This is a genomic window from Colwellia sp. 75C3, assembly GCF_002836255.1.
In the GTDB taxonomy this organism is placed as follows: domain Bacteria; phylum Pseudomonadota; class Gammaproteobacteria; order Enterobacterales; family Alteromonadaceae; genus Colwellia.
The window spans coordinates 157,306-172,984 of the sequence record NZ_PJAU01000048.1 but is presented as its reverse complement, the minus strand read 5'-3'; the positions used below and the strand labels follow the sequence as shown (position 1 = coordinate 172,984).

At 37.3% G+C, this 15,679-nt stretch carries 13 protein-coding genes; 9 read left to right on the top strand and 4 right to left on the bottom strand.

Translation table 11 applies throughout. The features are described from left to right. Nucleotides 1-326 precede the first annotated feature (326 nt). Nucleotides 327-665 carry a nitrogen regulatory protein P-II gene (gene glnB, locus CXF85_RS11050; RefSeq protein WP_011044661.1) on the bottom strand — a complete coding sequence of 113 codons (339 nt, stop codon included), beginning with the start codon at nucleotides 663-665 and terminating at the stop codon, nucleotides 327-329. A 151-nt stretch (nucleotides 666-816) separates the two neighbouring features. Here glnB and nadE point away from each other — a divergent pair, with 151 nt between their 5' ends. Together nadE and CXF85_RS11040 are read left to right on the top strand one after the other, a co-directional pair. Then, entirely contained in the window at nucleotides 817-1,662 is an 846-nt protein-coding gene (gene nadE, locus CXF85_RS11045; RefSeq protein WP_101228583.1) for an ammonia-dependent NAD(+) synthetase, read from the top strand. Nucleotides 1,663-1,752: 90 nt separating this feature from the next. After that, the gene (locus CXF85_RS11040; protein WP_101228582.1) at nucleotides 1,753-2,394 is read left to right on the top strand and encodes a GspH/FimT family pseudopilin; all 642 of its coding nucleotides are present in this window, start codon (nucleotides 1,753-1,755) and stop codon (nucleotides 2,392-2,394) included. Nucleotides 2,395-2,427: 33 nt separating this feature from the next. Here CXF85_RS11040 and CXF85_RS11035 read toward each other — a convergent pair whose 3' ends face one another. Further along, nucleotides 2,428-3,540 (bottom strand): ABC transporter substrate-binding protein, encoded by a 1,113-nt coding sequence (locus CXF85_RS11035; protein ID WP_101228581.1) that lies wholly within the window; start codon nucleotides 3,538-3,540, stop codon nucleotides 2,428-2,430. 238 nt (nucleotides 3,541-3,778) lie between these two features. Here CXF85_RS11035 and CXF85_RS11030 point away from each other — a divergent pair, with 238 nt between their 5' ends. The 5 genes from CXF85_RS11030 (at nucleotide 3,779) to CXF85_RS11010 (ending at nucleotide 11,160) form a co-directional block, all read left to right on the top strand. After that, nucleotides 3,779-5,038: an efflux RND transporter periplasmic adaptor subunit gene (locus tag CXF85_RS11030; RefSeq protein ID WP_101228580.1), complete on the top strand. Its 1,260-nt coding sequence runs from the start codon at nucleotides 3,779-3,781 to the stop codon at nucleotides 5,036-5,038. 10 nt (nucleotides 5,039-5,048) lie between these two features. Next, nucleotides 5,049-5,843 (top strand): ABC transporter ATP-binding protein, encoded by a 795-nt coding sequence (locus tag CXF85_RS11025; RefSeq protein WP_101228579.1) that lies wholly within the window; start codon nucleotides 5,049-5,051, stop codon nucleotides 5,841-5,843. 2 nt (nucleotides 5,844-5,845) lie between these two features. Then, a complete protein-coding gene (locus CXF85_RS11020; RefSeq protein WP_101228578.1) occupies nucleotides 5,846-8,284 on the top strand; it encodes an ABC transporter permease in 2,439 nt (812 codons plus the stop codon). Nucleotides 8,285-8,439: 155 nt separating this feature from the next. Further along, complete coding sequence (locus CXF85_RS11015; protein WP_101228577.1) at nucleotides 8,440-9,804, top strand: sigma-54-dependent transcriptional regulator; 1,365 nt, start codon at nucleotides 8,440-8,442, stop codon at nucleotides 9,802-9,804. After that, a complete protein-coding gene (locus CXF85_RS11010) occupies nucleotides 9,805-11,160 on the top strand; it encodes a sensor histidine kinase (RefSeq protein WP_232771158.1) in 1,356 nt (451 codons plus the stop codon). 139 nt (nucleotides 11,161-11,299) lie between these two features. On the opposite strand, the gene CXF85_RS11005 is transcribed toward CXF85_RS11010, so the two are convergent. Beyond that, nucleotides 11,300-11,536: an RNA recognition motif domain-containing protein gene (locus CXF85_RS11005; protein WP_101228576.1), complete on the bottom strand. Its 237-nt coding sequence runs from the start codon at nucleotides 11,534-11,536 to the stop codon at nucleotides 11,300-11,302. Nucleotides 11,537-11,676: 140 nt separating this feature from the next. On the opposite strand from CXF85_RS11005, the gene CXF85_RS11000 reads away from it, so the two are divergent. Next, nucleotides 11,677-12,021 (top strand): 5-carboxymethyl-2-hydroxymuconate Delta-isomerase, encoded by a 345-nt coding sequence (locus CXF85_RS11000; RefSeq protein ID WP_101228575.1) that lies wholly within the window; start codon nucleotides 11,677-11,679, stop codon nucleotides 12,019-12,021. Between the two features lie 98 nt (nucleotides 12,022-12,119). Then, nucleotides 12,120-12,539 (top strand): hypothetical protein, encoded by a 420-nt coding sequence (locus CXF85_RS10995; protein WP_101228574.1) that lies wholly within the window; start codon nucleotides 12,120-12,122, stop codon nucleotides 12,537-12,539. 105 nt (nucleotides 12,540-12,644) lie between these two features. Here CXF85_RS10995 and pepN read toward each other — a convergent pair whose 3' ends face one another. Then, nucleotides 12,645-15,359, bottom strand: coding sequence for an aminopeptidase N (pepN, locus tag CXF85_RS10990; protein ID WP_101228573.1), 2,715 nt, complete (start codon nucleotides 15,357-15,359; stop codon nucleotides 12,645-12,647). Nucleotides 15,360-15,679: the final 320 nt, after the last annotated feature.

Here is a 15,679-nt window from a genome sequence, read left to right as displayed (position 1 = left end):
TTCAACATAAAAAATTCGTTATTAAAAAAGCTGCATAAACTGCACCAAAGTACAATAAAGACCACTTATCAACCACTTAACAGCACAGGTAAAAACCAAAAACTTAAAAGTGTAAAATAAACCGACACTTTTAGGTGGCTTTAGCTACATTTATGCTCTTATTTATATCGAAAAAAAGAGCGAAGTAGATGATGAATAAGTAAGGGGGAGTAGACGATAATAGAGCATTAGTAATTTATGAAGATAGGTAACTAAAATAATAAATGAACAACGACTTCAAGCAATGTTGGGCCGCTGCTGTATGTGTACAAAAACGCGAGAGTTTATTAAATAGCTTCTCGGTTCTCTTCACCTGTTCTGATACGGATAACGCGTTCTACATCAGTAATAAAAATTTTACCGTCGCCGATTTTACCGGTTTGTGCCGTTTCTAAAATAGCATTAACACAGCGCTCGACATCTTCTTTAGCAATAACAATTTCTAATTTCACTTTAGGCAAGAAATCGACCATATACTCGGCGCCACGATACAGTTCAGTATGACCTTTTTGACGACCAAAACCTTTTACCTCAGAAACAGTCATGCCTGTTACACCAATTTCGCCAAGGGCTTCTCTTACATCGTCCATTTTAAATGGCTTAATAATCGCTTCAATTTTTTTCATCTGCGTTGCTCATCAGTTAAAGTTGTATGGATTTGCATAATAAATATATTACAGCGCGTTTATTGCGATTTAGCAATATCCAATTGGCTTTTAATTTTGTTAAACTAGTGAAAACACCTTACTTTTCACTCAAGCCTTGCTAGGAAGTCTCATGGATCAGCAAACCATTATTGCCGAAATGAAAGTTTTACCTGAAATTGATGTTCAATTTGAAATAAACCGCCGTGTTGCCTTTATCAAAAAACAATTAGTGCAATCAGGACTAAACAATTTAGTGTTGGGCATAAGCGGTGGCGTTGACTCTTCAACTTGTGGTCGATTAGCTCAACTTGCTATTAATGAGCTCAATGAGCAACAGGATGATAATGAACATAGTACTAAATATCAGTTTATTGCAGTACGTTTGCCTTATGGTATTCAAGCAGATGAAGATGACGCTCAACAAGCTTTAGACTTTATTCAACCTAGTCACTGTTTAACCACTAATGTATTAGCTGCTGCTGATGGCATTCATCATGAAGTTTTACAAGCAATGAGCAAAGCCCAAATCTTAACGGCGAGTGATGGCCAAATTGATTTTTCTAAAGGTAATGTTAAAGCGCGAACACGTATGGTAAGTCAGTATCATATTGCTGGAATTATTGGCGCTTTAGTGATGGGTACAGATCATAGCGCAGAAAATATCACGGGATTCTTCACTAAATGGGGTGATGGCGCTTGCGATTTAGCACCACTTTTTGGTTTATCAAAAAGACAAGTTCGATCACTTGCTAATGCACTTGGTGCGCCCAGTATTTTAGTCGACAAAGCACCTACTGCTGATTTAGAAGAGCTTGAACCCGGTAAGACTGATGAAGATGCCTTAGGCATTAGTTACGATCAACTAGATAACTTCTTAGAAGGTAAACAAGTTACTACAGCAGTTAGCGAACATATAATAAATATCTATAAAAAAACTCAGCATAAAAGACAAGCGATACCAACTATTTACGCTTAAACACCTATTGAAGCGCTGTTAATACTTAGCAAAATCCATTTTTATTATCTATAACTGAATAACAGGGCAGTTAATAAAAATGGATTTTTTATGCATCATACTCAGCCGGATTACTACACCCAAAAAACGACGATAACCTCTACTTCTGATAACCCCCAAAAGCAATATAAGATACAGCTATGCCGAGGCATGACCCTAATTGAACTAATGGTCGGTATAGGAATTACCTCCATACTCAGTACAATAGCAGTGCCTAGTTTTAACGACTTTATAGTTCGATTACGGGTCGACAATGAGATTTCGCGTCTTGGCCGGTTATTACTCACCGCACGAAATCACTCTATTAATAGCGAAAGTAACGTCATTATCTGCCCAATAGCAGATAATGGTGCATGCTCGGTAAATTGGCATGAGCAGCTTAGTGTATTTATAGATAACAATGGCAATCAGCAATTTGATAGCGCTGAAGGTGAACTACTCATAGCAACAAAAAGCCCTGTAATCTCGGGTGATATACTAAAATACGCGACCAATAGAACCAAAATAACGTATCAGGCAACTGGCCATTTATTTGGTTTAAGCAATGGCACATTACGCTATTGCCCGAAAGGACATGAAGAGAAATCGAGGGCTATTGTGGTAGCACGGTCAGGAAGATTTTACGCAACCACTGATATCAATAATGATGGTTATGATGAAACACGGAGTAATCAGATAATTAGCTGTGATTAGCTAATTTATTGCTATAACAATATTTAGACAGCGTTAATTTTTATTCACCGTTAGGGGATTGAAGGCTTTAGCCAGATTTTCTACGGTGAAAGTTAATGGCATTGAAGATGACAGACTAAATCGTGAAAAATCATAAGAATCTAGCTTTTTATGACTTAATCTATCAGTGAAATTAATATAATGTGGACTTAAACTCGACTCAAATATGTCAATCACTTGGTGCCTTTTATCAATAGTAAGACTGTTACTATCAATATCTTTGAGCATAGCTAAAGACTTTGCACCTAACGCTACATGCCCACCAAACGATAAATTCACCGGGTAATGCATATCGTCTACATCCCAATTAATACCACCGATGATAATTGGATGATCAATATTAGCCGCTAACAGTGCTTTTTTAGCCCCAAAAGCCATCGAATCGTTAGCCGTCCAAATGATATCAATCTTAGCTTGTTGCAAAATACCTTTTACTTTTTCATAGCTTTGTTTCTTAGACCAGTTAGCAACAGTGCTATCAACAAGTTGTACGCTTTTATTAGCTTTTATAACATCTAATAACCCTCGCTCTCGATCAAGGGATGCAGGAGTAGTGTAGTCACCTTGCATGGCGAGTACATTGATCAATTGCTCAGCATTGGCATTATGCTTCTGTGATTTATTCTTCGAGCTATAGAGTGCAATCAAACCATTGAGTAGCTTTTTTCCTGCGTTATAATTATTGGGAATTACACTGCCTTTTAATAAATATTTTTCTTTAACTGACAACAATGCTAAATCTTTATCATTTAAATTATTCAACAGCATAAAGCTTGCTATATCGCGACTCGCGAGTTGCTTAATAATATTTAACGCTATGCCCTTTTCATTAACTAAAACAACATATTTAGGCTGGTGTTTTGCTATTTTTTCAACCAGCGACTTCATTAAAATATGATTGCGATAAGCATATACAGTGACTAGCTCAATATCTAAATCTGCAGCAGCGGCATCCATAAATTGAGTGACATGTACCCAAAAATTACCGGTAGTGTTTTCTTCTGGAAAGCCTGGATTTAAAAAAACAACTTTAAAGCTTTTAGCGAGACTGTAATTCGGCTGAAATAAAAGCACTAACAAAGCTAATTTCACTAATTTTTTATACATCCAAACCACCCCCCTTTACTCTGATAACCATTCTATCAAGTTTAGCTCATTTTAAATATAGACCTTGATACCCAGAAATTTCATTCCCACTTTTAATTCTCGATTCCCTTCTGAGGGAAATCAACACATCAACAAAAAGTAAAACCCCATAAAAATCAACAATTAACACTTTGGCATGCTTCTAGCTATTTACTACGCCATAACAACTTATTTCTAATATTATTGAAAAGGCCACAGCATGGACCTAACGACTACACTACAAAAAAAACCGCAAGGCATTAATAAAAAAAGCCTATTGGTAATCTTCATTTTATTAATAACAATATTACTACTCTGGGGAGCTGCGTCACTTAACAGTGAACCTCAGTTGGAGTTGACGACTCTGCGCATTGGAGAAGTAAAACAAGGTGACTTTAAAGTCAACGTCGCCGGTTATGGTCGTTTAAAAGCAAAATATCAACGTTTATTAACCAGTCAAACTCAAGCTATTGTCGAAAGTATTTCACTCTATCCTGGCGCTAAAGTCAGTAAAGAGAGCATCATAATGACGCTCTCTGATCCGCAACTTGAACAAGCAGTGATCAATGCAAGATTAGAGTTAGCACGACAAAATGCAGAGTTTAACCAGCAAATTATAGCCCATAAGAGTGAACTTTTAGAGCACGATGCACAAATAGCCTTATTGAACAGTGAATTAGAAAATGCGCAGTTAAGAGCAGAAGCTGAGCAACAATTAATTGATAAAGGTATTGTTAGCGCACTTGATTTTAAACGTAGCCAATTAGCTGTGCGTCAATTAAAGCAAAGAGTTGCTATTCAAAGAGTCAGACAAGAACACTTAAAAGCAATGCAAATTGAGCGTACAAAAATAGGCGAAGACCTTATTACCCAATACAAACACAACTTTACTATGATCAAAAAACGTTTTGATCGACTAACCGTTCGTGCTGGTCTTGATGGCGTACTGCAAACAATGCCTGTTGAGATTGGTCAAAGCTTATCACCCGGTACTCAGTTGGCGATGGTTGGCTCTGACAAAAAGTTAGTCGCACAATTACGCGTACAGCAGAACCAAGCAGACCAAATAGCGATAGGTATGTCAGCCTCTATTCAAACCTCAGGTAAGACTATAACGGCGACAGTGCTAAGAATTGACCCTGTAGTTACCGACGGTCGAGTCATGATTGAGTTAGATTTAACAGGTAAATTACCTGCAAATGCCCGTCCAGACTTAACGGTAGAAGGAAAAATTCACGTTAAAGAAATCAGTAATACCCTTTATGTGGAACAACCTAACAACGTTTACGACTTTAAAGAACAAAACATCTACCAACTAAGCAGCGATACTCAAAGCGCGCAACTAACCTTAATAAAATTTGGTACACTTTCGGGTAATCAAATTGAGGTGCTTAGTGGAGTTCAGCGTGGTGACAAACTCATTGTTTCAGATATGTCTCAATGGCCGATAACGCAACAAAAATTACTTATAAATCAATAAAGGAATGATAATGAACAATACAACAAGCCCTATAAAAGCAGTAGAAAAAACTAAACAAAAGCCAATAATTTCATTAAATAATATTTCGAAAGTTTATCATTCATCTAATATCGAAATTAAAGCTCTGACTGATATTAGCCTAGATATTATGGCCGGTGATTACTTATCTATCAGCGGGCCGTCAGGCTGTGGAAAATCAACATTACTATCACTATTAGGTTTATTAGATTCACCAAGTAGTGGTGAGTACCGGATCGAAAATGTTGATACACATAACTTATCAATGGATCAACAAGCCGAATTAAGAAACCTACATATAGGTTTTGTTTTTCAATCCTTTAATCTAATTGATGAACTAAGTATCTTCGACAATGTTGCCTTACCACTAACCTACCGAGAAGAGACGTTAACCAAAGTGGAAATTGAGCAAAGAGTAATGCAAGCATTGACTCAAGTAGAAATGGAACATAGAAAAAGCCACAGACCAAATCAGCTTTCTGGCGGTCAACAGCAACGTGTCGCAATCGCTAGAGCACTTGCTGGTCAGCCAAGTATATTATTAGTCGATGAGCCTACAGGTAACCTAGATTCGAAAAATGGCGATGCGGTGATGGATATACTTAACAATCTGAATAAACAGGGAACGACTATTTGCATGGTCACCCATGATGTTAGATATGCAGGTCATGCCACGAAACAAATTCAATTACTTGATGGCAAAGTTATTCATTTTTCACACGCCCAAGAAAACACACCAAGCAATGAAGATGTTATCACTCACCTACCTGAACAAGCCGTGGTGTAATTATGAATGCTTTTATCAAAACTAAAACACAATTTAACCTTGCATTTAGGTCACTAAAAAATGCCCCCGGCTTTGTTGCCTCGGTTATGGTTACCATGTCACTAACACTGGCAACCTTGTTTGTGGTTTTTTCCTTAGTAAATACTTACTTTTTAAAACCACTCAACGTATTAGATGAACAAAAACTCTATGTCGTTGAGCAAGAAGTCGATACGCCAGCAGGTACTCACAGCGGTTATCAAAGTTATAAAGCTATTATTCATTGGTATAAAACCCAAAGTAGCTTTGACAAGCTTACCCCCGTAAGCCCTAATAATATGATATTAACTAGCCTACCAGGTGAGCCTAAGGTTGTGGCTACGTTTGCCATGCCTGACTATTTTGACTTATTTAAAGTGCCGATGTTATTAGGCCAAAGCTTTGCTGATGACCTGCCTTTAGAACAAGCATCAGATAATGTTGTTATATCAGAAAGTTTTTGGCAAAAATACTTTGACCGTACCCCGGATATTATTGGTAAAACAATTAATGACGGTGAACGTTCATTTACAGTTATTGGTGTTGTAGCCAAGTCATTTGAAGCGCCATATATGTTCTATAGTGGCAAAACAGATATTTGGTTGCACTTTGGATCTGATCAACGCTTCTTTAATAATGGCGAGTTTGACAACCCATGGGACAATACTTATAAGTCATTAAAATTAGTGGGCACTGCAAAAGTGGGCACGAGTAAAGCAAGTATATTGCAAGATCTTGATGATCGTATTGAAGATATTCGTGCCGAGTGGCTTGAAGGTTACGAAACATCCATTGATTTTAGACCGCTTGTTACCCCTTATAGAACAGTCGAGTTAGGTGATAAAGGGCATTTAAGCTTATTCTTATTGGCTGGCACTTTAGGCCTTTTACTTATCGCAGTAGTAAATGTCTGTAATTTATTTTTCTCACGTGCTTTAGCGCAACATAAAACCTTGGCACTACAAGCGGTATTGGGCGCAAAACGTCGTTTATTATTTAGTGCTATTTTAACTCAAACGCTACTATTGATGAGTTCTTCGGTTGCCATAGCGCTGTTTTTATCTGCTTGGGGCATAAAGTTATTTAAACACCTCGCCATGGGTAAATTACCTTTAGTACAATCACTTACTATTGACGTTAATTTATTAGCCGTTGCTATCGCATTAAGCTTATTTTTAGCCTATCTATTTGCCCTAGTCACCTCACGTTTAGTTGATTACAAAGCGTTAAAAAACCAATTACAATCAAGTGGTAAAGGTAGCGTTAACCAAGTTTCAGCTCGTACAGTAAAAATACTCATCACCACACAAATGACCTTTGCGAGTTTGTTAATCATCTTTGCTTGTTTAGCACTAACAAAAACCCATCAAACACTCGACCGTCCAATGGGCAGTAAAGTTGATAACATGTATTCTTTTATCGCTTTTATTCGTGGTGAAAATGACGTGCTTTCAGTACCTGAGCGCTTTGATAAAAACCAAAGGATTAAAAGAGCATTTGAACAACTGCCTCAAGTTGAAAAAGTATCAAGTGGCAGAAGCCCTGTCGCACTTCGAATTACCAAATCCAACTTAACTGATATGGATGGTAAGGCGACCGACTTTGTACCACAAGTCTGGGTAGGCAGTGATTACTTCGAACATACGGGTCTAAAAATACTTAAAGGGCGTACCTTTAGTGATGAAGCGCTACGTGGTGAAAAAAATGAAGTAATGGTTACCCAAAGCTTGGCTTTTCTTTTAGATCCAACTGGCGATGTACTAGGCAAAGTCTATGATGGTCATAATCCAAAAAATGAAATTGTGGGTATTACCGAAAACTTTAATCACCCTAACTTTTTTGATCAGGATAAAGGCAGACATATTTGGTGGCCTAACCAAGCCTTTAGCTACAACTTAATTGTTGAAACTAAACCCGGTTATACCCTCGATCAAGAAAAGGTATTATTAATTCTCCGCAAAGAAGATGCTCGCTTTAACATATGGGAATTTCGCTCACTTGAGACAGTGTTTGAACAGATCATTTACATGGATATTATCACCTTATATTTAAGCTATATACTTGCCGCTTTTACTCTACTACTCGCTAGTGTTGGTATTTATGGGGTGCTAAGTTATAACTTAGGTTTACGTCGCTTTGAGTTTGGTATTCGTATGGCCCTTGGCGCTAAAAAAGCGAGGCTCTATAAATTGCTTATTAAAGATGCCATAGTACCTTTATTAATTGGCGTGGTTCTGGCAAATATTATTACGCTAGTAATTTATAATCAATTTAAGGAAAGCTTAAGCCCTTGGTTAACCTTTGATATTAGCTTCGCACTACCTGCTATATTCATAAGCACTAGCATTGCAATATATGCCAGTATCAGACCTATGCAAAAGATTATTAAAGCTAGGCCAATGAAAGCCTTAAGAAACGAGTAGAAGATTATCGGCATTAGTTAGCTTGAGCGAATCAATTTACTAGCTAATGCCGTTTGCTGTTTTATCTATCTTTTTTACCTTATATATCTTATATATCTTATATAAATAATTAAAATCACCTTATTGAATAAGCCAAATGGAAGTCTAGTCATACTATGAATAAAGTTCTGATTGTTGACGATCAACTTGATGTACGCATGTCAGCATCAATCGCCTTAAGTAACCACGGGTTCTCTTGTGTTGAAGCCGATAGTCCGTTGCAAGCGATGCAAATAGTCACCTCCGATAAGATTGATCTTATCTTGCTTGATATGAATTACTCCAGTGATACTACTTCAGGGCAAGAAGGCTTGACCTTTTTACAACAGCTACAAAGTAAAAATATTAGTGTACCCGTTGTTGTGATGACCGCTTGGGCAAGTATTGATATAGCTGTACAAGCGATGCAACTTAATGCGGTTGATTTCATAGAAAAGCCTTGGAAAAACACTCGTCTGGTAGCCATTGTTAAGCAACAAATTAACAGCGCACAATTACATCGTGAAAATGCTCGCTACACCGCATTAAGTAAACCATCTATTAGTCCAGATTACTTAGTACAATCACCCGTTATGCTTGAGTTATTGGCTAAAGCAAAACGTGCTGCGCCAACAGATGCCAATATATTACTTACTGGCGAAAATGGCACGGGTAAAAGTTTACTTGCCAATTATATTCATCAACATTCAAACCGAGCAGATAATCGCTTTGTTAGTGTCAATATGGGCGCAATACCTGAATCTCTTTTTGAAAGTGAATTGTTTGGCCATAAAAAAGGCGCTTTTACCGATGCTAAAGAAAATCGTTTAGGACGCTTTGATATTGCCTCAGACGGCACACTTTTTTTAGATGAAATAGGCACGCTAGGCGCGAACTTACAGAGTAAGATTTTACGGGTATTAGAAAGTGGTGAATATGAAGTCGTTGGTTCAAGCCAAACCGAAAAGACCAACGCTAGAATTATTTCAGCCACCAATGCCAATCTTGAACAAATGATTGCCTCTGAGGGCTTTCGTCGTGACTTACTCTTTAGACTAAATACTATTGAGCTACATATTCCGCCACTACGAGAACGTCCTGAAGATATCACTTTACTTGCAGAGCACCTTTTAGCAAAACATGCGACTAAGTATCACCGTGGCGAGATGACATTATCTAGCGCAGCACATGCTGCTATTTTACAACATCCTTGGGTAGGTAATGTACGCGAACTAAGTCATAGCATAGAGCGCGCAGTAATCATGTCAGAACACGACGTACTTGATGTTAACGCACTTAGCTTAAATAACCATAGCGAGAATACACCACAAAGTTGGCCGCTAATGACGTTAGATGAAAGTGAAAAAAGAACCTTAATTGCCGCGATAAAACATTTTCAAGGCAATGTTATTGAAGCGGGTGACTACTTAGGCATGAGTAAGTCAGCTATTTACCGTCGATTAGAAAAGTTTGCGATAGACCCTAAGAATTTGGATACTTAATTGAATAAAGTAGTAAGTGATAAAATGAGAAATCCCTCACCGGCGAAATCAACGTTAGAGCATAAGCTACTTTACTTATTTTGCTTTTTGGCCTTATTACCACTTATTCCCTGCATTTATATTATCAACTCATTAGAATTAGAGTTACTTAGTGCTAGTACTTTACTTCTTGCTATGATTATCCCAAGTATATGGGCAGCTAATCGCTGCTTTTATTATGTTACCGATACCCTAGATCGCATTAGTTTACAGTTAGATTCTTTAGGTAATGAAGAGTTTAATAGCTGGCATTTAGCCGAATTTAATAGTGGAAGAATAACTAACCTCAAACGTGATTTTGAAAAACTCAGTGGCAAGTTACAGGCTAAACGCTTTGAATACATGCACAACGAGTCTTTCTTATCTGAATTTATTAAAGAATTAAACTTACCTATTCTGGTACTGGACCATCATCAACAAATATATTCTGCGAATAATGCCATTGAATTATTGCTAAAAATACCGACAAATAACTTACTTGGCAAACATGCACAGACATTAGGTTTAGTTTTTGAGGATAATAAATGGCAACAAAGCAGTGATAGTCAATTGGTACAACGCTTTGAAGTAACTCACCATGTATTAAAGCGCAGTGGTCGTAATTATCAACTATTGGTATTGTTCTCGATTGAGCAGCAACTAAGAGCCAATGAAAAGCAGGTATGGCAACGATTAATAAGAGTACTCAATCACGAAGTAAGAAACTCATTAACCCCTATTTACTCGATGACGCAATCTTTGCAAGAAATGAAAGTAACAGGACCATTAACTCCAGAGCAAGAAGTCCTCGAAAAAAATATTTTACACGTCATTGAAAAACGCTCGTTACAACTATTAGAGTTTGTTGAAAACTATTCAGCCTTTAGTAAATTAGCGCCAGCAAAAATGGCGATGGTTTATCCAAAAGACATCGCTCAACGTATGCAAGCCATCTTCCCTAAGTTATCAATACATATTAATGATAGTGAGTTAGCCTTTTCTGCCGACGCGGGTCAATTAGAGCAAGCGTTAATTAACTTAATTAAAAATGCTTTTGAAGCCTGTGAAGGCAATGAAACGAGCCCTGAAGTACAAATGCAATGGCAACAAAGCCGTCAGCAAACAATCATCAATATTCTAGATTCAGGTCAAGGCATTGCCAATAACGATAATTTGTTTGTACCCTTTTATTCAACCAAAGCACAAGGCTCTGGTATCGGCTTGATTATCAGTAGAGAATTTATTCGTAATCAAGAAGGTGAACTGACTTTAAAGAACCGCCAAGACGGCCAAGGAGCTGTAGCAAGTATTAGTTTGGCTAGTGTGTTGCAGCAATAATAATTTACCCGACTACGTTAGCCTAAAATTAGGAGTAACTCTCAGGAACTAAGTTATGTTAAGACATAAAAAAACCAGCTAATAAGCTGGCTTTTCTTCGAAGACTAAACTTCGAATAATATTACTTTAATCAATAAGGTTACTGAGCTATTTTCACTCGGATCTTATTCTTAGCAACTCTTGTTTCATGCAAGTTAGACATTGCTACTTTTGCTTCAGCATCATTAGGCATTATAACAAAAGCAAAACCTTTTGATTTAGCTGTTGCTTGATCTAAAACTAAGCTACATTCTGTGACTGCGCCGTGAGCGGAAAATAAAATACGAAGTTCTTGCTCTGTTGTTGAGCGAGAAAGGTTACGAACTAAAAGTTTCATAATGAACCATGGGTTGTTATCTATATCCTAATTGTCTCATAATTTGGTAATAGACCAAGCATATATTATGCATTTAAAACAAAATAACTTATTGTTGAGGCCCATACCTTCATAATATCCCCCTTTAACAAGGAATAGTAATGCCACACTTTGTAATGGACTGCTCACAAAACGTCTTAGAATCTCATGAAGAAGAGTTTATTATCGAACAAATACATCTTACTGCCTACGCAACTGAGTTGTTTGATGAAGGCGATATCAAAGTAAGAATTAACCCTTTTAAAAAATTTATTGTCGGTAATAAACGTGACGATTTCATTCACGTTTTTGCTCATATAATGCAAGGGCGAACAACAGCACAAAAAGCAATATTATCAAAAATGATCGTAGCAAAATTAGCTGCTATGTTTCCTGACGTCACTAATATCGCCATGAACATTAGTGACTTTGAACAAGCCACTTATTGTAATAAAGCTATGTTGTAACGATCTTTAGCTTATATAACCAGAGCTATACTTAATAAATAATTATCGAACAGCTATTTTCATTCATCAAAATATAACATCAAGGACGCTGTCATTTCATGAACATTTTTTTAATTATCGCAGGGGGATTAAGTGCGGTTGCTGCACTTTTACATTTAGGCTGTATTTATTTTGGCGCCTCATGGTATCGTTTCTTCGGCGCAGGTGAACAAATGGCATTAATGGCTGAGCAAGGTAGCTATCAACCAACAGTAATTACCTTAGGAATTTTTTCAGTGTTAGCCATTTGGGCTGCATATGCTTTTTCTGCCGCTGGACTTATTGTCCGTCTACCTCTGCTTCGTTTGGTCCTTTCGCTCATCACGTTAGTGTATTTAGTGCGAGGCCTGGCTGGTTTCACCTTGATGAATACCCCCATGGGCCGTAGTCCGGAGTTTTGGCTTTGGAGTTCAATTATCTGTGTAACCTTTGGTGTTATCCATGCGATTGGCCTAAAAAAGCAATGGTCTACTTTGTAACGATACATAATTAATAATACTGATAAAAAAAGGGCATTGTGAACGTCACAATGCCCTTTATCGTTTAGATAAGTATTTATCTATTCAATATATTATTCTTTTATTCTAGGTTTTATTAGCGCTCACTTTTAATAACGTTAGCGCTTTAATACAACGCCCCATATTTTGATGACTCGCTTTTACTGCTTTTAACACTTGTGGCTTCATATCACTGTAGTCTTTAATCAGTTGTGCTAATTCTAGCTCACTGGCTGGCGTACATTGAGATGGCAACATGCTACCGGCAAAAGATTCTAATAAACCTAAGTCACTTCCTTCGTTTAATTTAGGAATGTGCGCTAAGATTTTAGCTTTATAAGGTGCTTCTAAAGCGTGTTGCTCTGAAGGAAATAAACCCCACATGATATAACGAAGTGTAGAAAGTTTTAATTTGTCAGGGTTATTAATAACCACGTTAAACCATTTTTCTTTAACTTCAGCTTCAGGGCGTAAAACTTCTGCGTAAATAGCGCTTTTAACACCTGAATCAGTATTATCTTTTGTGATTTCTGTTGTTAATAATGCTTGGTAATTGCCATGCTGGTAACGATTCATTTTAGCGACTAATGACCAACGTTTGTCTTGATCGATAGTTACACCATCAAAGCTTAATTCACCGTTTAAAATATTTTTTAAATTATCCAGATGCTTTGGTGTTTTACTTACTCGAACATAGCGACCATACCAAAGTTTTTGAAAATCAGATCCTGCTTTCGCTTTTTCTAATAAACGTAAGTATAAATCTTCAACTTCCATGTAAAGCGCTGAATAATCATTTTGCTCTAAGCGTGTCGCTACCGTTAAATAGTTCAAGGCTGAAGTTAATGTACTAGCAATTTTACGTGTTACGTTATAATCAGTTTCACCTTCAAGGTTAGCCATAGCAAAATTCACTAGCTGATCAGCCGATAAATTTGCATCACGAACACTGTCAGACAAACTCTGCCATAACATTAAACGCATTGTTGCATTATCAATAGCATTGATATGTTTCTGCGCTGAAGCTAATGACTTTTCATCAAGGTCAACTTTCACATAACCCCAGTCGGCTTCGTTTGGATAAACTAAATCAGGACAAGCTTGACCAATAACTTCTTTAATTTCAGTGGTAGCACCTTTATACATGATTGGTGTTGCTGAGGTTAAACTCATGGCATTACCATCAGCATTAATATTGTATAAACCAATTTGAACACGTTGTTCGCGTAACGTAGGATGACCTTCAGGTGCTGTTTGGTTTATAGTAAACTCACTAATTTTACCGTCGCTACATTGATAATTTACTTTAATGGTGTTCAAGCCAGCATTAAATAACCAGTCTTGTGTCCATTGGGTCATATCTTTGCCAGCAGCTTTGCCTAACTCACCAATAAAGTCGTCAAGATCTGTGTTTTTGTAAGAGAATTTTTTCAAATAATTACTCACACCAACACGGAAGTTTTCTTCACCTAAATAGTAAGGTAACTGTTTTAACACTGAAGCACCTTTACCATAAGTAATGCCGTCAAAGTTTGACAAGGCAACGCCGGTAGAAGCAACTGGTAACTCAATGGCATGAGTGTTTACCGAATCATCTGTACGGTAAGCCCACTGTTTAGTGCCTGAGTAAAATACATCCCAGTTATTTTCAAAGTCACTTGCTTGTGCAATAGCTAAGTTAGCCATATAAGTGGCAAAACTTTCATTTAACCATAAGCCATTCCACCAGCGCATCGTGACTAAATCACCAAACCACATATGTGCCATTTCATGAGCAATAACATTCGCTAAGCTCATTCGCGCACTAGTCGATTTTTCACCGCGTGCAATATAGCCTTCACTGAACGTAACTGCGGCAACGTTTTCCATTGCGCCGGCGTTAAAGTCTGGTGCTACAATCTGATCGTATTTTCCAAAAGGATACTCCACTTCAAAGTATTTGTTGAAGAATGCAAAACTTTGTTTAGTTGGAATAAACCATTCATCCGTTTTTACGTACTCAGCTAAGCTTTGACGAGCAAACAAACGTAATTTCATACCTTCAAAATCGTCTTCCCAAACGGCGTAGTTACCCGCATGAAGAGAAAAGACATAAGAAGAAAATTTTGCAGATGCAGGGAATGACCAAACTTTAGTATCACCCTTATCACTAATACTGGTTTCGCGTGTTGCACTAATGATTTGCCAATGAGCTGGCGCAGTCACTTCAATTTTGTAACTGGCTTTTAAATCAGGTTGATCAAAATGAGGAAATAAACGGTTTGCATCATAAGGTTCAAAATCGGTGTATAAGTAAACTTCACCGTTTTTAGGATCTACAAAGCGATGAAAACCAGAGCCGTCAGTCGAATAAGGACGTTCGTAATCAATCGTAATAGCCTGCTTGCCAGCAGTTAACTCCGCAGCTGGAATGGTAATAAACCACTTTTCATAGCTAAACTTAACTTCTTTACCATTAACGGTTAATGATTTAACTGTGCCTTCATCAAAATCTATCGTTAAATCATTTTGATTATCTTCAATTAATTCAAAATTCAGCGTTGTTGAACCAGAAAAAACTTCACTTTTGTTATCTATTTTCACGTGTAAGTCATAGCTCACATCGCTTATTTGTTTCGCTCGCATTTCTGCGTAAGTAGCATTGAGAGATTCGCTTTTCATACGAACAATACTGCTACTGGCTGACGATGAACTTTTAACCTGAGGAGGGGTGCTTGCTTGCTCACAACCTGATAATGCAAGACCTGAAGTGACTAGTGCTAGGGTTAATGCCTTAGTCAGTTTAGATTTATTAATAAACATTGATGTTGACCTTAATAATGATAACGACTTTCTTCTTAGGAATTTATGTTGTTAATACTTATACCCAAGCAACCTCAAGATGCAGGATTCAGCTGGAATTAGAAACGTCTTTAAGCAAGATATTAATTGAAGAGAATGGCTATCTCCTTATCTAAGTTAATAACGATGGATAAAACGTTTCTAAACCAGCCCTACGGGGACGTCTGAGAAAATCATATTCATCGTTGCATATGTAATTAAGGGAATAACCATTAATAAAATACGCGCCTTGATTATGAATCACTCAGCCGTCCTGAAACGAGCATATTGAAGTAGCCTGG